Genomic DNA, 20,074 nt, shown 5'->3' on the forward strand with positions numbered 1-20,074 from the left:
AGGATGTAAAAAATGGAAAAGCTTGATAACAGAACAAAATGGTCTTATTCAATTGGAGCAACCGGCCGCGATGCTGCATACGCTCTTGTGAGTATGTATCTGATGACTTACATTCAGTATACAATGAAGCTTACAGTTGCGCAGTTTGGTGTGATTTCGGCAATCATTGTAATCTGCCTTATTTGGGATGCAATCAATGATCCACTCATGGGAATCATAATTGAAAACTGCCACTTCAAGGCCGGAAAGTATAAGCCGTGGATTCTTGCGGGTTCGGTTTTGAACGCGGCGGTAATTCTTGCTCTGTTTACAATCCGGCCGGAGGGCTGGGGCTTTGTAGTGTTCTTTGGTATCAGTTATCTGTTGTGGGGAATGACCTACACGATGAACGATATTGCGTACTGGGGAATGCTGCCTTCTCTTTCAAGTGATGCTGGCGAGAGAAATATTCTTGTTACGCTGATGAGCATTTTTATCTGCATCGGTCAGTTTAGTGTTGCGGGAATTGTTCCTACGGTGATTGCGGGAAACGCGGTGAACGCTTACAGAATTACGGCGCTTATTGTTGCGCTGTGCTTTATAGGTTTTCAGATGATTACCGTTCTTGGCGTGCGCGAGCGACATCACGAAGCTGCAGAGCACGCAGATGCACTCTCGCTCAAAGATATGTTCAAAATCTTTACAAGAAACGATCAGCTCATTCCTGCGGGAATTGCGTCGCTGCTTTTTAATATCGGAACAAATCTTCTTTTGATGTTTGGCATGAACTTTTTCTATTTTGAGTTCGGTTATTCCGAGGGTGGAAATCTTGTGTTCCTGTTCACTGTAATGTACGGACTTGGAACTCTGCTTTCTCAGATTGCTTTTCCGTTTTTTACAAAAGGCATGACCCGTCGCCAGATACTCCGTTTAATCACTATTGTGATTGGAACCGGTTATCTGATTCTTTTGCTAACCGGATATATTCTTCCTAAGAGCCGTCTTCTCATCAATATTTCGGGCTTTGTGATTTTCTTCTGCCAGGGGCTTTTTAATCTTGTGCTTCTGGTTATGCTGAACAACACAATTGAATATGATGAATATAAATTCCACGAGAGACACGATTCAATTATTTCTACGGTACGTTCTTTTTCTGCAAAGGTTTCAACTGCAATCAATCAGGGAATTGTAAATCTTGTTCTGATTATAAGCGGCATTTATGCAATAAGTCAGAGTGTGAGTGCGCTTGAAGTTAAGGCAGGAACTGGCGAAATGTCATCTCAGGAAGTTCTGACTCTTGCAGATCAGTATATTTCTGGTGCGACCGGCGGACAGCTTTTTGTTCTGCGTCTTGGAATCACTCTGATTCCTTTTATTGCGCTTGTTGCGGCATGGCTGATTCTTGAGAAGAAGTATAAAATTGATGAAAAGGAATATGAGAGAATCTGTTCTGAATTAAAGAAATAAATTGAATGATAATAGATTGTTAATAGAATGATATGATGGGTGACAAAATCTGTCAAAAATGTCATAATAAGACGATTAAAACGGCCGGACAGGCCTTTAACAGGAGTAAACAAAATGGAAAACATTAATGCTGATAAGAAAGTTCTCGTAACTGGTGCCAGCGGTGGAATTGGCCGCGCAATCGCTGTTGAGGCTGCTAAGGCCGGATATTATGTAATCTGTCACTACAATGGAAGTCAGGGTAAGGCTGAAGAAACTCTTGCTCAGATTCAGGCAGCTGGTGGACAGGGTGAACTGATTCAGTTTGATGTTTCAAACCGCGAAGACTGTAAAGCTAAGCTCAGCGAATTGAGCGCAAAGCACGGAGTTCTCTGGGGAATCGTAAATAACGCTGGTGTTACCCGCGATAATACATTTGTTGCTATGAGTGGCGAAGACTGGGACAAGGTTATTCATACAAACCTCGACAGCTTCTACAATGTAATCAACCCACTTTTGATGCCAATGGCAAGCCGCAAGAACAAGCGTGGTGGACGTATTATCACAATTTCTTCTGTAAGTGGAGTTCACGGAAACCGCGGACAGTCTAACTACAGTGCTTCTAAAGCTGGTATTATCGGTGCTACAAAGGCTTTGGCTGTAGAACTTGCAGGTCGTGGAATCACTTGTAACGCAATTGCACCAGGTGTAATCGAAACTGATATGACTAAGGCTATCCGCCCGGAAGTATATGACATCATCATGCAGACAATCCCAATGGGACGTGCCGGAAAACCAGAAGAAATCGCTGCTGCTGCAGTATTCCTTTTGAGCGAAGGCGCTGCTTACATTACACGTCAGGTAATCGAAATTGATGGTGGTATGTAATCTATAATCTAAAGATTGCTATTAAAAGGGCTGCACTTAAGGTGTAGCCTTTTTTTTACCCTGAAAATTTTATATCTTACCCTATAGAAAATGCAACTTACCTGAAACCCCATTGTGTTCTCAGTTTTTTGCTCCTATTATAAAAGCATAAACTGAATTAAACACAAGTGGAGGATTATATGGCTAAAACTAAAGGAGGCTCTATGCCAGGAAAAATTGTATATGAGATTGTGAAATTTCTTTTGACTGCTTTTGTTATTACAACAATTGTAAATATTATTCTGATGGGCCCTCTTAAGCCGCATTTTAACCGTAAAGCAAAATTCTCAAAGTTCTTTGTTAGTCCAGCTTCAAACACTGTTAAAACTGCAGATAATTCTTATTTTGAATTTCAGCAGGGTGGAGGATGTGCAGGGTATTCTTCTGCCTTTGTTCTTAGACATTCAGGTGAATCTATAAATGGGGAAGAAGCCTTTAAAGATGTTCCTTTTCAGATGAAAGGTGGCATTGCTTTTCCAAAAGGAATTACAGGCTTTTTTAAGAAACGTGGAATAAAAATGACAGCCTGCACAGGAAATTTTGCTGCATTACAAAATGAAATCGCTCGTGGAAAGCCTGTAATAGTTGTAATCCGTTCGTTTGTAGGAAAAAGTTATTTACATTTTGCCTGTATAACAGGTTATGATGAAGAGAATATCTATTTTGCAGATTCAATAAAAGACTGGGTAAATGTTGAGGATAACGGCAATTATTACAATCGTACAATTCCAGTTTCAGAATTCAAAAAACTCTGGAATACTTCGATGCTTAAAATGCCGTTATACCGCAATATGTTTTATGTAATGAAATAATATGACGGAATTAATTTCCTGATGACGAAGAACTGCCACCATTTCCATGAGATGAGTGGCTTTCTCTGTCTTTAATCATATGCTGCAGCGCAATAAGAATTGCGACAACTGTTTTTTCATGTTCTTTTTTATATCATAGTTTTATTTAAAAAGAAAATGTAAGTTGTCCAAGTTGAAAGGACTATGTATAATCCTATCGATATGAAGAAAACTTATGTAACCAGAATGCCAGATAAAGTTGGAGCATTTCTTGTAGCCAGCCAGATTATCGCCCGCCATGGAGGAAATATTGTTCGAGTTAATTACAACAAGGCGGTAGATCTCCATACGCTTTTTATTGAAGTTGCGGCAAATGATGAGCAGCATAATCAGATTAAAGCTGAACTCGCAGAATGCGGCTACCTTACAGATAGTACAAATGAGAGTCAGATTCTGATGATTGTCCTGACTCTGCCGGATGTAAGCGGCGCAGTGCTTCCTGTTCTGGAGATTTTGAATTCACATAAGGTAAATATTTCATATATCAGTTCGCAGGAAAATGGAACGGGCGTTCAGTATTTTAAAATGGGCCTTCTGATTGAAAATACATCAGAGATTCGAGCCCTTATTGATGAGATTTCTCAGATTTGTGAAATCAAAATCCTGGACTACGAAGTAACCGACCGGCTTCTTGATGGTACAGTTTTCTATGTTACCTTTGCCAATGAGATGCGTTCAATTTTGAATCTGAATCAGAAACAGACAAACAAGGTTTTGATTTATGCCAATCGTATGATGCAGATTCTTGATGAGCAGAAAAAATCTCCGTTAAAGACTTTTGATTATATCCGCCGGTTTGCAAGTTTTGTCCGTGAACGAAAAGGCGAAAACTTTAATCCTCTTGTTTCGTTTTATACACTTAACGATAAGCTTACTCTTTTTATGATAGAACCTTCGTGTGGCAGTAATACCTATGTTATTCAAAGTGATGATGAATTGCTTTTTATAGACAGCGGATTTGCCTGCTATCGTTCCGAAATGGTGGCCTTGTTCAAAGAGCTTTTCCATAATTATTCAACACTCAAAAAATCTGCCTTTATTACACATGGCGACCTGGATCATGTGGGACTGCATTCCGAGTTTGATGCAATTTATATGAGCGGCAGCTGCTATGATAATTTTGCGCTTGAAGTTGAGGGTAAACCGAATTTCCGTGAACAGAATCCGCTGCATGAACCTTATTGCAAACTCAGCCGTATAATTTCCGGATATGAGCCGCCGGCTCTTGAAAAGTGTATTGTTGTCGGCCGCCGTACTGGCGATGAAGTTCTTGAGCATATAGGAAGTCATTTCTTTGCCGGTAAACGTTTTGATTTTTATGAAGGAAAGGGTGGTCACGTTCGTGGAGATACTGTAATTGTCTGTGATGAACTGAAAATCGTTTTCAGTGGAGATATTTACGTAAATATAAAGGGCTTTTCAGATGACCAGAAAGAGTTCAATGCACTGGCACCATTCTTAATGACTGGTGTTGATTCAGATGCAGCTCTTGCTAAGGAAGCCCGTGAATATCTTGTAAAAAAATACTCAGATTATGTGATTTATCCGGGACATGGAGCATTAAAGAAGTTCTAAAAATCAGCTTAGTTGTCTTTTATTGCTTTTTAGAGTATCCTTGCCATATTACTTGATTCTTATGGTCATTTTGACCTTTTTTGGGAGTATAAAAAATGGAATTCACAAAACCAAATGGAAAACGCCGCGTTGTTGTTACTGGTGGCGGTATGGTATCGGCACTTGGCCGCGATTGGGAAACTGCTTATGCAAATTTGAAAACCTGTAAAAATAAAATCCGCTATATGCCGGAATGGGAACGCTACACAAAGATGAACACTCGTCTTGCTTGTCCTTTTGATGAAGAGCTTCCAAGCTTCCCACGCAAAAAGGTTCGCGGAATGGGTCGTGTTGCTTTGCTCGGACTTCTTTCTACACACGATGCTTTGCAGATGGCAGGTTTACTTGCAGAAGACGGCGATGATGTAATTGAAGAACTTAAGAACGGACGTACAGGTATTGCATACGGAACCTGTATGGGAAGTATGGATGCTATCGGTGACCTTGCAAAAATGGTTGAAACTGGTGACTCAAGCCACCTCAACAGCCAGACATACATTAAGGCTATGCCACAGACAAACGCATGTAACATGAGTGTTTACTGGCAGATCCGCGGCCGTGTAATAATTACAGATACAGCTTGTACTTCTGGTTCACAGTCTATCGGTTATGGTTATGAAGCAATTGAAGACGGACGCCAGGAAATTATGATTTGTGGTGGTGCTGAAGAGCTTTCTGCTCCAGACGCTGCTATTTTTGATACACTTGGTGCAACATCTTGTCTCAACAAAACTCCAGACCAGACACCAAAATGTTTTGATAAAGACCGCGATGGTCTTGTAATTGGTGAAGGTGCTGGTACTTTAATTCTTGAAGACCTCGAGCACGCTGTAAAACGCGGTGCTAAGATTTACTGTGAAATCGCCGGATTTGCTACAAACATGGACGGTTCACACATCACTTCACCTAACAGCGAAACTCAGGCAAAGTGTCTTGAGATGGCAATCGAAGATGCAGGAATCAGCAAGGATCAGATTGCATATGTAAACGCTCACGGAACTGCAACTCCACACGGAGACATTTCTGAGACACAGGCTGTTTACAAGGCATTCGGTCGCGCTGTACCAATCAGCTCTACTAAATCATACATTGGACACATCCTCGGTGCCTGCGGTTGTGTTGAAAGCTGGCTTACAATCAACATGATGAACGAAGGATGGTTCCATCCAAATGTAAACCTCGTAAATGTAGATCCAGAGTGTGCTCCACTCGACTACATTCAGGGTGAAGGACGCAACATCGATGCAGAATACGTTATGGCTAATAACTTCGCATTCGGTGGTGTAAACACATCATTGATTTTCAAGAAGTGGAATAATCAGTAAACATTCAAACATTTATAAAAGAGCCGCCGGCGGATTAGATACGATGCTTAGCATCACTCAACCACCGGCGGCTTTTTTTATGTACAATTAAAACTTTCCAATTACCTGATTTTTACCGGATCCTTTTGCATCATAGAGATTCTTGTCGGCAATATTGATAAGGTGATGCAGATCTTTAGCTGAACTTACATAACCGTGGGTATAGCCGCCACTGAAATGAAATTCATTCTTAGTGCATTCTTTTGCTATTCTGATTTTTTCAAGGAATAGGTCTTCTCTGATTTCCGGAAGCACAATCAGATATTCATCGCCACCATAACGATAGCAATGTGTTTTTCCAAAATTATTCTGCATTATTGAAGCTAGTCTCTTGAGTAATTCATCACCAAAATTATGTCCCTTTGTATCGTTATAAATCTTAAAATCATCGATATCTGTGAGCATAACAATAAAATGAGAATTTAAGTTAGGATTATCAGAATCTTCAAAATCCATGTTTAAGGCAGTTCGATTCTTCAGCTTAGTCAAGAAATCATAGCGGGATGCATTACGCAATTGTTCTGCGAGGGCGTGATTTACAACATTATGATTTGCAATTCTCAGAAACTGCTGATAGTGTGCAATATTTACAAGAATAAAGAAAAACATAATGACCGGATAGTTTATCCTTGTTGCGTTAGAAATACCGTTAGCTGATGCCATCATGAAATAAAAAATAGTAAAAGGAATAGTTATCAGTATAATTGCAAGATATGGTTTAACCATAAAAAGACAGGCAACAAAAAGTTCTATAGTAATAAAAACCAGAATCTGTTCACCATGAATATAATCTTTAATAGAAATGCAAATTCCAAAAGCAATAACAGAGAGAAAGAAAATAATAATACTTGAATCTAATGCAAAACGCTTAAAATGAATTCCTCTTCTTTTGTGGTATGTGGAATAAATAAAAAGCTGTGCCGATGCAATAACCATCAGACCATAAAGAGTTCTGTAAAAAAGATTATTTGCTGAAGGCGGTCGTCCACTTCTTATAACGTAAATAATTGTATTAAGGAATAATCCAAACTCAACAATCATTACAATGAAGGAAGCAGGTTGCGCTATATTGAGGTTTTCAGAATCCAGAAAGAACTGGACGTCGGGATGTAATTTCTCGAGTCCTAAGAGCTTTTTAATTTTTGAAATCATAAACTTCCCTTCCATTTACAAATTTACTCTACATCTTCAAAGGTGTCAACCAATAATCATTGTGAAAAAATAATAAATGCATTATAATTAAGTACCGTATGAAAAACGGATTTGATAATGACAAGTATCTGAAGATTCAGTCAGAACACATTAAAGAAAGGATCGCCAAATTCGGCGATAAACTCTATCTTGAATTCGGTGGAAAGCTGTTTGACGACTATCATGCTTCCCGAGTTCTTCCAGGTTTCCAGCCAGACAGTAAATTACGAATGCTCATGCAACTGGCCGACGTAGCGGAAATCGTAATTGTAATCAGCGCAGTAGATATTGAAAAGAACAAGGTTCGTAGTGATCTCGGAATCACTTACGATAAGGATGTTTTGCGCCTTAGAGATGAGTTCCAGAACCGCGGACTCATGGTTGGTAGTGTTGTAATTACACATTATACAGGTCAGGAAGCTGCAAAGGCTTTCCGTGCCCGTCTTAAGAAGATGGGAATTAAGGCCTATTATCATTACACAATTCCTGGATACCCTTCAAATGTTCCTCTTATCGCAAGTGATGAAGGATTTGGTAAGAATGATTACATTGAAACAACACGTCCTCTCGTTGTAATTACAGCCCCAGGACCAGGAAGCGGAAAGATGGCAACCTGTTTGAGTCAGCTTTATCACGAAAATAAGCGTGGAATTAAAGCTGGTTATGCTAAGTTCGAAACTTTCCCAATCTGGAATCTTCCGCTTAAGCACCCTGTAAACCTTGCTTACGAAGCTGCAACAGCAGATCTTAATGACGTAAACATGATTGACCCATGGCACCTTGAGGCTTATGGAAAAACAACAGTAAATTACAACCGCGATATCGAAATCTTCCCTGTTCTCGATGCTATTTTCAAAGGAATTTACGGCAACAACCCATATAAGTCTCCTACAGACATGGGCGTAAATATGGCTGGTTATTGTATTTTTGATGATGATGCCTGCTGCGAAGCAAGTAAGCAGGAAATTATCCGCCGCTATTACGAAACAGTCGGACGTCTTGTAGAAGGCAATGCAGAAGAATCAGAAGTTGATAAGATAAATCTTTTGATGCAGCAGGCACAGATTACAACTGATGACCGCAAGGTTACTGTTGCTGCAAAAGAACGTGCTGCAAAATCAAAAACAGTTTGTGCAGCTATTGAACTTGCAGATGGAACAATTATTACCTCTGAAACAACAGAGCTTTTGGGAACCAGTGCAGCTCTTATTTTGAATGCTACAAAGCATCTTGCTGGTCTGGATCACAAACTTAAGCTTATTCCAAAAGAGATGATTGAGCCAATTCAGCGTATGAAGGTTGATTTCCTGAGCGGAAACAATCCTCGTTTGCATACAGATGAGGTTCTTGTTGCACTTGCAATGCTTTCTCGTGAAGACGAGAACTGCCGTATGGCAATTGAGCAGCTGCCAAATCTTCGTGGATGTCAGGTTCATACAACAGTTATGCTGAGTGAAGTCGACAGAAAGATTTTCAAGAAGCTTGGTTGTGTATTGACTTGTGAGCCAGTAAGTAAGAAACAGAAGCCACTTATTGGCTAATACACTAGGTCATTGCGAGCGTAGTGAAGCAATCCATTGTAGATTGCCACGTCGCTCCGCTCCTCGCAATGACATAAAGAAAAAGCCCGGACATTGTTCGGGCTTTTTCTTTATCTACTAATAAACTTCCAGCTTTCCAGGGTAGTAAGGAACTGAACAACACGGTTCAGCATTTTATCCTGTTCCTCTGGAAAAGCTTCTTTCATTTTTTCAAGAACATCGTTTACCGTTGCAGTGCCGTCGAGCGCGAGCCATAAGGTTGTTCCGTATTTATCCAGAGCAATATGGCTCACTCTCGGACGATGAAAAAACTTCTGGGCAATGGAATTAAAAAATCCCTTGTTTACCATATCAACTTCAACAATTCCATTTTCTTTTACGCGCCATTGAATATCAGCATTTTTAATAAATACTATATCCATATAGTTTGCAGAAAGCTTTCTTGTCTTAGTTTTATTTTTCATCGTCATAACTCCTATTTCTTTTTACGAGCAGTAAACCACACAAAAGAAGCAAGTAAAAGGATGAAGAATGCAAGGCCACCGAAGTTGCCGAGAATTCCACCAAAATCAATTGCTTCAAGCAGAGATTTTCCTGATGAAAGTGGGATTATTGCGAATACAGCGAGAAGGATACCGATAAGACCTTCACCGGCAATAAGTCCTGAACCATAAAGGATTCCCTTTTCAGTAATTGAATTACCTTCTTCACCTTTGCGGTCAAAGAATGCACGGAGGAGACCACCTGCAAAAATTGGAGCAGAAAGATGAATAGGAAGATAAAGACCAATTGCAACAGGAAGAACTGGAATTCCAATAATTTCAACTGCAACAGCAATTCCGGCTCCTGTAAGAACAAGTGTCCAAGGAAGTGATCCACCCATAACGCCTTCAACTACAAGCTTCATCAAAGTTGCCTGAGGTGCTGGGAGTTCTTTTGAACCAAAGCCCCATGCAGCATCAAGAAGATACATGATTCCACCAATAGCAACTGCAGAAACAACGCTACCAATCAATTCACCAATCTGTTGATTTTTAGGAGTAGCACCAACGATATAACCAGTTTTCAAGTCCTGAGAAATATCGCCAGCCATACAAGCGATAATACAGATGATAGTTCCAATACAGATTGCAGAAGTCATTCCTGCTACACCTGTGTGACCAGTTCCCTTAAGAAGAGCAGTTGCAATAATAAGAGTTGCAATAGCCATACCAGAAACCGGGTTGTTTGAAGAACCAACAAGACCAACCATGCGGCTTGAAACAGTAGCAAAGAAGAATCCAAAAATCAAAATGATGATTGCACCAAGAAGTCCTACAGGAATTACTGGAATAATCCAGATTGCAAGTACGATTACTGCTGCAAGAATCAAAAGGAAGAGAGAAGGAAGGTCGCGGTTTGTACGTTCTGCAACATTTTCCTTGTGACCAAAGCCACTAACAGCCTTTTTGAAAGTCTTGATGATTGTTGGAAGAGATTTAATCAGACTGATGATACCACCAGTTGCAACAGCACCAGCACCAATGTAGCGGATGTAGCTGCTCCAGATACCCCATGCACCAAGTTCGCTGATAGCAGCAGAAGCTGGAGCAAATACAGAAGAATCACCAAAGAAATAAATCAAAGGAATGGCAACAAACCAGCCAAGAATACCACCGGCTAACATATAAGCAGAAATTTTCTTTCCACAAATGTAACCAACGCTGGCAAGAGCAGGAAGAACATCCATTCCGAATCCAGTGCCAAGAGGTTTAATTGACCAGTCAATTTCTGAAGGGAAGAGTTTGATTCCGTCTGCAATAAATTTGTAAAGAGCAGAAACACCAAGACCAGAGAAAACAATTTTTGATTTTTCTCCACCTTCTTCACCTGCAAGGAGAACTTCAGCACATGCAGTTCCTTCTGGGAAAGGAAGAACACCGTGTTCTTCTACGATAAGGGCAGAGCGAAGCGGTACCATAAAGATAAGACCAAGAAGAGCGGCACACAAAGAGATGATTGCAATTACCCAGAAAGATGGCTTGTGAATTGCATCACTTTCTGCAGCCCACATGAACAAAGCAGGAAGGGTAAAAATGGCACCAGCAGCAAGAGATTCTCCGGCTGAACCGATTGTCTGCACCATATTATTCTCAAGGATAGAATCACGTTTCATAATGATTCGAATGATACCCATTGAGAGTACGGCTGCAGGAATAGAAGCAGAAACTGTCATTCCTACACGCAGACCCAAATACGCATTTGCCGCACCAAAGAGTACGGCAAGAATGATACCCAGGATAATAGATACCGGAGTGATTTCCGGAACAATTTTATCAGCTGGGATAAAAGGTTTGAAACATTTATTATTATCCATAACCTTATAAGTATAACATAATACTCCTACTGAGACCATAGGTTATGAAGTTTGTTTCTGTTTGTAGAAACTTGAAATGTTTTGAATTTTACAGAATCTTTTTAAGAGGTTTTCCTACAAGGCTGATTACAGGACCAAGAAGAAGCGACATCAAAATAGAACCTACGATAGAACCTTGAATGCCATCTGGATTCATCTTTCCTGCAATTACACCAATACCAACAGCTGCAAGATCAAAACAGATTCTGATTACAGCGAATGGAATAACTGTAATCCAGCCACTGAGAATGTTTGGAATTGCATCATAAGGTGCAACACCCATCTGCGCATTGATGTAAATTGAAGCTACAACAACAAATAAAAGAAGTGTAACGGCAAAAATCACTACACGTACGGCAAAGCTGCCATCATAAATAAACTGAGCAAAACCAATATTTTTCCAGATCCAGCGGCACAGGTCAATTACATAACCAATCAGAATCATGTTGGCGAGAGTTCCAAAGCCAATCATTTGAGCACCGAAAATGAAAGTGAAAATGAGCATAAGGCCGTAAACGAGGACTTCGGTATTTCCAAGGCCCCAGCCAAGTGTACTTGCAATGTTCAGGTTCATAAAACTGGCCGGGTCAGTTCCCCAGCCGATTTCAACGAGAATAGAAACGAAAACGCCCATCAGAATTACTGCGGGCAGCATAAACGCAAGGCGTTTGCCGAAGTTCGGCACAATGAATTGTTTGAATGAAAATTTCATAGTGCCGAGTATAGCGAATTAAAGGAAGTATGTCTTCATCTTTCCTTTACCTTTTACTTCAACTTCAATACCTTCGCTGTAAGCGAACTGTTCCTGAGTCTGCAGGTAAGTAGTTTCGGTAACGTGAATCTTCATAGGTTCACCTGTACTTTCCATTCGGCTTGCAACGTTTACCGTGTCGCCCCAGATATCATAAATAAACTTAGATTTTCCGATTACACCTGCAACAAGATTTCCGGTATTGATACCAAGACGAATCTGAACATTAGCAGGAGAGGTCTCATTAAAGCGGCGTACATCTTCCATAAGTCCGATTGCAAAGTGAACCATACGGATAGCTCCGTCATTATCCGGCTCTTCGGTAAAGCCTGTGGCAGCCATATATGCATCACCAATAGTTTTGATTTTTTCAATGCCTTCCCGCTTAGCACGTTCATCAAAAAGTGTAACCATCTTGTTCAGCATAGTAACAACCTGTTCAGCTGTCATACCATCGCTCATCTTTGTAAAGCCGACAATATCAGTAAACAGAACTGTAATGTTCGGGAATTTTTTAGCGATTGTCTGATTAGGATGTTCTGTAAGTTCTTTGGCAACTTCTGAAGGAAGAATATTCAAAAGAAGTTTTTCAGATTTTTCCTTTTCCAGTTTAAGGTCGTGAGTTCTCTCTTCAACCTTTTTCTCCAGTTCAATCTGATAACGGCGCATAGAATGGATTTTGAGGAATACAATGAGAGTTGCAATTCCAACAATGATTACACCAACAAGAATCTGGAACCAGAGCTGCTGCCAGATATAAGGCTTTTTGATGATGATGATTGGATCTGAAGGTTTACTCTTAATTTCGTCTCCGTTTTCAGACATTACGGTAAACTGGTATGTGCCTGGTTTAAGGTTTGTGTAAGAAACATTTCTGAGATTAGACCATTCAGAATAATTATTTTCGAAACCACCGAGTCTGTAGCAGAAGCGCATCTGATCTGAAGAGATAAAGCTTAAACCTGTAAATTTAATGCTCAAACGCTTTGCAGATGGCGGAAGAATAATTTTTTCACCATGATAATCATACTTAACATTATCAATAGAATATTCCTGAATTTCAATTTTTGGAGGAATCTGATTTTTGCCGGATTTAACCGGGTCGTAAATTGCAAAACCGTCAATCAGGGTAAACCATACGCGGCCAAGAGAATCCTGTGTAGAAACAGAAGTTGATGTAATACCACCAGTATTAAGACCATCAGAACTTCCATAATATTTTGCATTTATCTTTTTACGTTTTCCAATGGTAACATCTTCCATGTCAGCAAGATTTACAGAGAAAATACCCTTGTTGCTGGTCATCCATACAGTCTGGGTATAATCACAAATCATCTGGAAAACACTGTCGGTACCAAGTCCATTAGCGGAATTCAGATTAGCAAAGGTATCAGATTCTTCGTTATATTTTGAAATTCCAGTACCTGTTGCAATCCAAAGTCCACTGTCTTCAATAGGTTCAGTTTTAAAAATTACATTTCCTGCAAGTCCATTTTCAGAATTATAGTGTTTGATAATCTGTTCATCTTTAAGAATATAGATTCCGCCACCGTCTGTACCTACCCAGACTTGTCCTTTTTTGTCCTCGTAAAGGCTCATAATAAATTCATTTTCAAAGCCTTCTTTTCTGGTGAGGGAATGAATGCTTCCGTCTTTTTCAATAATACTCAATCCCTGTGTTGTTCCTACGTAATATTTTCCGTCAGTGGTTTTAATTGAAACGCGGCATTTAAGACCGGCAAGGCCGTCTTTCATTGTCCATACGGTGATTTTATCATTGCTGGTTACACATACCTGACTTATATCAGAATAAGAGGAAATAAGAAGTTCTCCGTCAGAAGTCATTCCAACATGGCGGATTCTCGCACCCTTACAAAGCTCAGTAATTTTATTTTCAACAAACTGACTGTCTTTATTGTAGCAGTAAAGTCCGTTATCGGCACCAAGCCAGGTAACACCGCGAACAGGATCTTCGCAGATTGCATTAACGGCAATAGGCATTGCGATTGTACGGAACTTACCCTGACTCATTTTTTCAATACCACCGCGATTGTAGGCAATCCACATGTTTCCTTCATGGTCTTCGAAAATGTGGTTTATATAATCGTCAGCAAGTCCGTTACGCTTATCGTAATAGGTATAAACTCCATTGTGAAGAATTGTAATACCGCAGTCAGATGCGAACCAGAAGTTTCCGGCAGTATCCTGTAAGATTGAGTTTACGACAGTTCCTTCCTGATGGTCATGGCCTATGTCAAAAACTGTTTCTTCTGTGTCTTTAATACGTACAGCGTAGTGAGGAGCAACACCAAACCAGAAGGCACCGCTCTTATCCTGGCTTACTTCATTTACAGAAGGATTTTTGATTTTTGTGATTCCGGTAAAGCGTTCGAGTTTTCTAGTAGAAAAGACAAACAGGTCATTTTCTATGGCTGTAGAAATCCAGATTCGTCCTGCAGTATCACAGTAAAGTCGAGAAACCTGAATTGTATCCTGTCCAAGTTCATGAAGACCTTCCGGAATTTTTACTTTATGTTCAGGTGTAAGATAGCAGAGTCCCGAAGCAGTACCAAGCCAGATATTGTTATTAAAGTCTTCACAGATGGCGCGAATAGAATTATGTGGAAGTCCATTTTCTGTAGTGTATTTCAGAATGTTTCCATCCGGCTGAATGCAGGTTACACCTTCATCGTTATGACCAACCCAGAGGTTTCCGTTAGTGTCCTGAAAAATTGCACGGACAGAAGCAAAATCGTATTTAGGGTCGATATTGCGTGAAAATGTAACGAACTCTACGCCATCAAAACGTACGAGACCTTCATAAGTTCCAACATAGATGTAGCCCTTCTGATCCTGCATGATTGCAGTAATCGTCATACCAGGAAGCCCATCCGCCGTAGTCCAGTTTCGGCATACAAAGTCATTCAGAAATGTCTGATCAACCTTTCCCTCCGCCGCCGACTGACCATAGACTGCTGTAAAGCAGCCTAAAAGTAAAGCAAGTAAAATAGCTGATTTCTTCATAACATAATATTTTAACTCATTGTTATATAAAAGCAAATTCTTGTGATTAGTATTGAAACAGGACATCCGCATTATTGCGCGTTTTTGCCCTGCAAATATGCGACAGGGAGCCAAAATTCACGGTTTAATTCTTTATAATGCGGATGTCCTGTTTTTTTAGTTGTCCGTTCTATCAAAAAAAGGTTATAATCATAGTTATGAAAGCTTCTACAATTAAAACAGTCGGAATTCTTACTTCCGGCGGAGATGCACCAGGATTAAATGCAGCAATTCGCGCATTATGTATTTCTGGTAAGAATAATTATGGAATGAAGTTTATTGGTATTCGTAACGGTTACCGCGGACTCATAGATAACGATACCTTCAAGATGGATACAATTGATCTTGAGCCGTTGATTTCTCAGGGAGGAACAATACTTGGAACTTCACGCGTGAAGCCTTTTAAGAATCCTGTTCCTGATCCAAAAACCGGACTTCTTCCTGTAGAAGGAATTAAAGAAACTTTCAAAAAGAATAAACTTGATGCGCTTGTGTGTCTTGGTGGAAACGGAACTAATACTACTGCCTCGTTGCTTTCTGAAGCTGGCTTCAATGTAATTGGAATGCCAAAGACAATTGATAATGATATTGTTGGTACAGATGAAACCTTTGGTTTTCATACAGCAATTGATGTTGCAACTCATGGAATTGAAGCAATCAGAACTACAGCAAAAAGTCATAGCCGTGCAATGGTAGTTGAGATTATGGGCCACAAGGTTGGCTGGCTTGGACTTTATGCAGGACTTGCAGGACGTGCAGATGTAATTCTTCTTCCAGAAATTCCTTATGATATTAAGAAGATTGCAAAATACCTGAAGGCTAAAAAAGCTAAAGGACAGAACTATTTTATTATTGCCTGCTCAGAAGGTGCAATTGATTTAAATGAAGCTGCGCTCAGCAAAAAAGAATTTAAGAAGGCTCGTGAGAGTATGAGCCAGTCTGTAGGTTTCCGCGTTGCAAAAGAAATTGAAGAAGCAACAGGAATCGAAACAAGAACTTCTGTGCTTGGTTATCTTCAGAGAGGAGGAGATCCTGCTCCTTATGATATGATTCTTGCAACTAAGCTTGGTAGTGCTGCAGCAGACTTCCTGGCAGAAAAGCGATTTGGAAATCTTGTCGCAGTGAAGAACGGCAGTATTGTGGCAACTCCACTTTCTGTTGTTGCAGGAAAAGTAAAAGAGATAACTGAAGAGGAGCCTGTTCTTAAGACAGCACGAGATTTAGGAATTTGTTTTGGCGACTAGTGAGGGGAACAAGGTGGGAACTGGTGATTTGAAATGCCATCGCTGTGCAGTTTGTGACGGCTACGGTTGTCCGGGAATGTTACCTGGACTTGGTGGTGTTTTTGAAGGAAAGAATTTCCAGCTGAACTGTGAAGGCTGGAAAGAGCTGTATAATACAAAAAAAGAAGAAATCTCAAAAATTACCGTAAGCCCGGCACAACTTCGCTGTGGTCCGGTTACCGGTGCGGTAGAAAACATCGGCTACGCAAATGAAGCAGACTTTTATCTGCCATATCTCAAGAATGCGGCTCAGGCAGGCTTTGGCCTTTGTGTAGGTGATGGCTGCCCGGATGAAAAACTGAAGCTTGGTGTCGCTGCAGTAAAAGAATTGAACACTGAGGTCCCTGAGCAGTCTCGAAAAATCGATGCTGCCTTCTTCCTGAAACCCTATCCTCAGGAACGCCTCTTTGAACGCATAGAGTGGGTGCGTCCATATGCAAGTCATATTGGAATTGATATAGACTCATACAACATTGTTACAATGAGAAATCTTGTAAACCTTGAGCGTAAAACTGCAGTTCAGCTCGAAGAGTTCCGCGAGCATACAAAGCTTCCGTTTGTAATTAAGGGTATTTTTACAGATGATGATATAGCACTGGTTCGCGAGGTGCGGCCGGATGTTGTTTATATTTCTAATCACGGTGGCCGCGTAGAAACCCGGATTGGAAGCACAGCACAGTTCCTGAAAGAGCACGCTGTAGAACTTAAAAAGTATTGTAAGGAAATCTGGGTCGACGGTGGAATCCGTACCCGCGAAGATATACAGACAGCACTTTATTTTGGAGCTGATCAAATAATAATGGCACGGCCTTTAATCCGTGCCACTTATGATGATCATTATAACGAAACTGTAAAAGAACTTATCAATTAGAACTTTACATCATAACCGCCGTATGTAGCCAGCAGACTGATGCGGTCTTCAACACCAACAATCAGGAAAATCTGATGCATACGGTTCTTAAGAGTTCCTACAGTAATTCCCGAATCACTCGCAATTTCTTCATAACGCTTTTCTTCAAGAATCTGCTTGAGCCATTCCTTATCGCGTTCTGTAAGCTCAGGATATTTTGAAAGATCCCATATTCGTGCATTACGTTTAACGTAAATAATTCTCAGGAAGTTTACTACAAAGAAAATAGCAGCAAGGAAAGTGAGAGAATATCCAAGAGTAATTACAAGAGAATTGATAAAACACAGAAGTCCCTTTCTTAAACTGAGACTGACAAGTCCAAAATATAAGATAATGGCAATTGCTGTTTTCAAGTGACCATGTTTTTTATAAAAATCCTTGTATAACAGACATGAAATACCAAGAAGATAAAGCAAAAGCCCAATAGGGTTTTCTACAACAGTTTCAACTGCAATAATTTTAAACGAATAAATGAAGGCAACAAGAGCAAAAAGTTCAAATTGCTGTGGTACAAAAAGCAGAATTATAAAAATAATAAAACTTGCTGAATCAATAATTGTAAGGCACAAATCAGAAAGAAGAAAATCAGTTACAGTTTGAATATCTGGAATGCCCAGGTTAAAATCAGTTCTCAAAAAAAGACGAAGGATGCACAGAATTTCCACGACAATTCCGATTATACAGAAAAATCGTATCAAGTTTTTTTGAGCTCGTGTATATGTTTTCTGTTCCATATTTTTAATTATCCTTTTCTGGTATTGTTATCATCTTATAATATAATTGAAAAAATTTCAAAAAAAAATGTTGACATCTGGCTTGTACTACTGTATTATGTGCTTAATACAATAACCATGGTTATTTTGATAATGAGGTACTAATGGAATATCACTTTACAAATGATAAACCGATTTATCTCCAGCTGATAGACTATTTCAAGGCGCAGATAATTTCCGGTGAGCTCCCGGAAGGTAGCCGTCTTGATTCAGTCAGAGACTTAGCGGTTAAAGCTCAGGTAAATCCAAATACAATGCAAAAGGCTCTTTCCGAACTGGAAAGAATGGGGTTGGTGCGCACTGAAAGAACGTCAGGGCGATTTATCACAGATGATAAGGAAATGATAACAAATATGAAGAAGGAAGTTGCAGAAAGTGAAATAGCGGCTTTTCTTGAACGCATGAAGGCCCTTGGTTTCGATAAGGAAGAAGTAATTAAGATTATCGAAGAAGAATAGGAGAAAGTAATGGAAACAGTTTTAGAATGCAAAAATCTTACTAAGAAATATATTACAAAGACTGCACTGAAAGGAATTGATATTAGTGTTCCTAAGGGTGCAATAGTAGGTCTTCTGGGACCAAACGGAAGTGGAAAAACAACTTTGCTAAAACTGGCTGCCGGTCTCTTAAAACCGACATCTGGAGAAATCAAAGTTTGCGGTTTAAAGCCTGGTGCTGAATCTAAGGCAATTGCAGCTTATCAGCCGGATCGTGTTTACCTCAACGACTGGATGACTGTAAGGGATCTTGTTCAGATGATGACAGACTTTTATGTAAACTTTAATAAAGATAAAGCTTATGAAATGCTTAAGACATTGAAGATTGATGCAGATGATAAGCTGAAGAGCCTTTCAAAAGGTACCAAGGAAAAGGTTCAGCTTGTTCTTACAATGAGCCGTGAAGTTCCGCTTTATATGCTTGATGAGCCGATTGGTGGAGTAGACCCTGCTGCTCGCGATTATATCCTCAATACAATCATTTCAAACTATAGTGAAAATGCAACAGTAATTATTTCAACACACTTAATCAGCGATATTGAATCTGTTTTGGGCTATGTGCTGTTCCTTAAGGAAGGTAACATAATCCGCGAAGGTGATGTTGATACAATTCGTGAGGAAACAGGTATGTCTATTGATACATTGTTCCGCGAAGAATTCAGATGCTAAATCAGGAGTGAAAAATGGAAAATAAAAATACTAGCAGAAATCCGTTTCCTTGGATTGGAAAAGTTTGTAAATATGAATTAAAGCATTCATCTCGTATTCTGGTACCAATTTATATTGCAATAATTGCACTTGCTTTGATGACAGGATTATTTATTCCGGTTTCTTCAGATGGTGGTTTTAATTTCAGTTTCACTTTTAATATCAATGGAAATGAAAACTGGACAGATGGTCTGGCTGGATTCTTCTTTATGATTTACTGGATTATCATAATAGTTGCCGGTGTTGTTACAATAAGCGTTATTTCAAAACGTTTTAAGCATGGTCTGCTTGGCGATGAAGCATATTTGAATCTTTCACTGCCGGTAACTATGGGTGAACATCTCTGGGGAAGAATTCTAACAATGTTTATTTGGGCCGTAACTTCTCTAGTTGTTATGATGATTTCGTTTATTGCACTGTGCATTAAAAATCTCAGCGTAATCCATTTTGAAGAAGGCTGGCTGGTAACTATGTTTGGCGTTATTCTCTTTTCTTTATCATGGAGTGTTTGTATTCATTTATTTACTTATCTGATAAATGCAATCGGACATTTGTCAAAGAAGCACAGAACAATGGCAAAACTTATTGCTATCATTGCTATTACAAGCGTAACTTCAAGAATAACAGGATCAATTATGGCTAACTGGCTTCCACATGATGCCATAATGCTTTACTGGCTTGCTTTTATTGGACTTATTTTCTCAGTAATTTATGGATTTGTAACTTACTTCATCATGGAGTTAAGACTGAATCTGGAATAACAGTCATCCTGAACTTGTTT

17 protein-coding genes are annotated in these 20,074 nt (G+C 39.7%); 11 read left to right on the top strand and 6 right to left on the bottom strand.

Going from position 1 to position 20,074, the window contains the following annotated elements; translation table 11 throughout:
- The first annotated feature begins 12 nt into the window (after positions 1-12).
- The 5 genes from BMY21_RS09945 (at position 13) to BMY21_RS09965 (ending at position 6,142) form a co-directional block, all read left to right on the top strand.
- The gene (locus BMY21_RS09945; RefSeq protein ID WP_074643618.1) at positions 13-1,446 is read left to right on the top strand and encodes a glycoside-pentoside-hexuronide (GPH):cation symporter; all 1,434 of its coding nucleotides are present in this window, start codon (positions 13-15) and stop codon (positions 1,444-1,446) included.
- A 114-nt stretch (positions 1,447-1,560) separates the two neighbouring features.
- Positions 1,561-2,313, top strand: a complete 753-nt coding sequence (fabG, locus tag BMY21_RS09950; RefSeq protein ID WP_074643620.1) for a 3-oxoacyl-ACP reductase FabG — start codon at positions 1,561-1,563, stop codon at positions 2,311-2,313.
- A gap of 179 nt (positions 2,314-2,492) precedes the next feature.
- Entirely contained in the window at positions 2,493-3,164 is a 672-nt protein-coding gene (locus BMY21_RS09955; protein WP_074643622.1) for a C39 family peptidase, read from the top strand.
- Positions 3,165-3,365: 201 nt separating this feature from the next.
- Positions 3,366-4,778, top strand: a complete 1,413-nt coding sequence (locus tag BMY21_RS09960) for an MBL fold metallo-hydrolase (RefSeq protein ID WP_177177742.1) — start codon at positions 3,366-3,368, stop codon at positions 4,776-4,778.
- 95 nt (positions 4,779-4,873) lie between these two features.
- Complete coding sequence (locus BMY21_RS09965) at positions 4,874-6,142, top strand: beta-ketoacyl-ACP synthase (RefSeq protein ID WP_074643628.1); 1,269 nt, start codon at positions 4,874-4,876, stop codon at positions 6,140-6,142.
- A gap of 87 nt (positions 6,143-6,229) precedes the next feature.
- Here BMY21_RS09965 and BMY21_RS09970 read toward each other — a convergent pair whose 3' ends face one another.
- Positions 6,230-7,333, bottom strand: a complete 1,104-nt coding sequence (locus tag BMY21_RS09970) for a GGDEF domain-containing protein (protein WP_074643631.1) — start codon at positions 7,331-7,333, stop codon at positions 6,230-6,232.
- Positions 7,334-7,431: 98 nt separating this feature from the next.
- Between BMY21_RS09970 and BMY21_RS09975 the strand changes: the two genes are divergently transcribed.
- Positions 7,432-8,913 carry a DUF1846 domain-containing protein gene (locus BMY21_RS09975; RefSeq protein WP_074643633.1) on the top strand — a complete coding sequence of 494 codons (1,482 nt, stop codon included), beginning with the start codon at positions 7,432-7,434 and terminating at the stop codon, positions 8,911-8,913.
- Positions 8,914-9,023: 110 nt separating this feature from the next.
- Here the strand turns inward: BMY21_RS09975 and BMY21_RS09980 are convergent, their stop codons facing one another.
- The 4 genes from BMY21_RS09980 to BMY21_RS09995 all read right to left on the bottom strand — a co-directional run bounded on the left by BMY21_RS09980 (position 9,024) and on the right by BMY21_RS09995 (position 15,083).
- A complete protein-coding gene (locus BMY21_RS09980) occupies positions 9,024-9,377 on the bottom strand; it encodes a PqqD family protein (protein ID WP_074643635.1) in 354 nt (117 codons plus the stop codon).
- Between the two features lie 11 nt (positions 9,378-9,388).
- Positions 9,389-11,269 carry an OPT family oligopeptide transporter gene (locus BMY21_RS09985; RefSeq protein WP_074643637.1) on the bottom strand — a complete coding sequence of 627 codons (1,881 nt, stop codon included), beginning with the start codon at positions 11,267-11,269 and terminating at the stop codon, positions 9,389-9,391.
- An 88-nt stretch (positions 11,270-11,357) separates the two neighbouring features.
- Positions 11,358-12,020 carry a YczE/YyaS/YitT family protein gene (locus BMY21_RS09990; protein ID WP_074643640.1) on the bottom strand — a complete coding sequence of 221 codons (663 nt, stop codon included), beginning with the start codon at positions 12,018-12,020 and terminating at the stop codon, positions 11,358-11,360.
- A gap of 18 nt (positions 12,021-12,038) precedes the next feature.
- The gene (locus BMY21_RS09995) at positions 12,039-15,083 is read right to left on the bottom strand and encodes an adenylate/guanylate cyclase domain-containing protein (RefSeq protein ID WP_074643643.1); all 3,045 of its coding nucleotides are present in this window, start codon (positions 15,081-15,083) and stop codon (positions 12,039-12,041) included.
- A gap of 197 nt (positions 15,084-15,280) precedes the next feature.
- On the opposite strand from BMY21_RS09995, the gene BMY21_RS10000 reads away from it, so the two are divergent.
- Both BMY21_RS10000 and BMY21_RS10005 read left to right on the top strand, forming a co-directional pair.
- On the top strand, positions 15,281-16,366 hold the full coding sequence (locus BMY21_RS10000; RefSeq protein ID WP_074643645.1) for a 6-phosphofructokinase: 1,086 nt from the start codon (positions 15,281-15,283) through the stop codon (positions 16,364-16,366).
- 13 nt (positions 16,367-16,379) lie between these two features.
- A complete protein-coding gene (locus BMY21_RS10005; RefSeq protein WP_256210374.1) occupies positions 16,380-17,276 on the top strand; it encodes an alpha-hydroxy-acid oxidizing protein in 897 nt (298 codons plus the stop codon).
- On the opposite strand, the gene BMY21_RS10010 is transcribed toward BMY21_RS10005, so the two are convergent.
- On the bottom strand, positions 17,273-18,049 hold the full coding sequence (locus BMY21_RS10010) for a helix-turn-helix transcriptional regulator (RefSeq protein ID WP_074643649.1): 777 nt from the start codon (positions 18,047-18,049) through the stop codon (positions 17,273-17,275). The two genes, BMY21_RS10005 and BMY21_RS10010, sit on opposite strands and share 4 nt — an antisense overlap.
- A gap of 143 nt (positions 18,050-18,192) precedes the next feature.
- On the opposite strand from BMY21_RS10010, the gene BMY21_RS10015 reads away from it, so the two are divergent.
- Genes BMY21_RS10015 through BMY21_RS10025 form a run of 3 tightly spaced genes read left to right on the top strand, consistent with a single transcriptional unit; the run spans position 18,193 to position 20,054 of the window.
- On the top strand, positions 18,193-18,546 hold the full coding sequence (locus BMY21_RS10015; RefSeq protein WP_074643652.1) for a GntR family transcriptional regulator: 354 nt from the start codon (positions 18,193-18,195) through the stop codon (positions 18,544-18,546).
- Positions 18,547-18,555: 9 nt separating this feature from the next.
- Entirely contained in the window at positions 18,556-19,254 is a 699-nt protein-coding gene (locus BMY21_RS10020; RefSeq protein ID WP_074643654.1) for an ABC transporter ATP-binding protein, read from the top strand.
- Positions 19,255-19,268: 14 nt separating this feature from the next.
- Complete coding sequence (locus BMY21_RS10025; protein ID WP_074643657.1) at positions 19,269-20,054, top strand: ABC transporter permease; 786 nt, start codon at positions 19,269-19,271, stop codon at positions 20,052-20,054.
- The last annotated feature ends 20 nt before the right edge of the window (positions 20,055-20,074 follow it).

The organism is Treponema bryantii, assembly GCF_900111035.1.
GTDB lineage: Bacteria > Spirochaetota > Spirochaetia > Treponematales > Treponemataceae > Treponema_D > Treponema_D bryantii_C.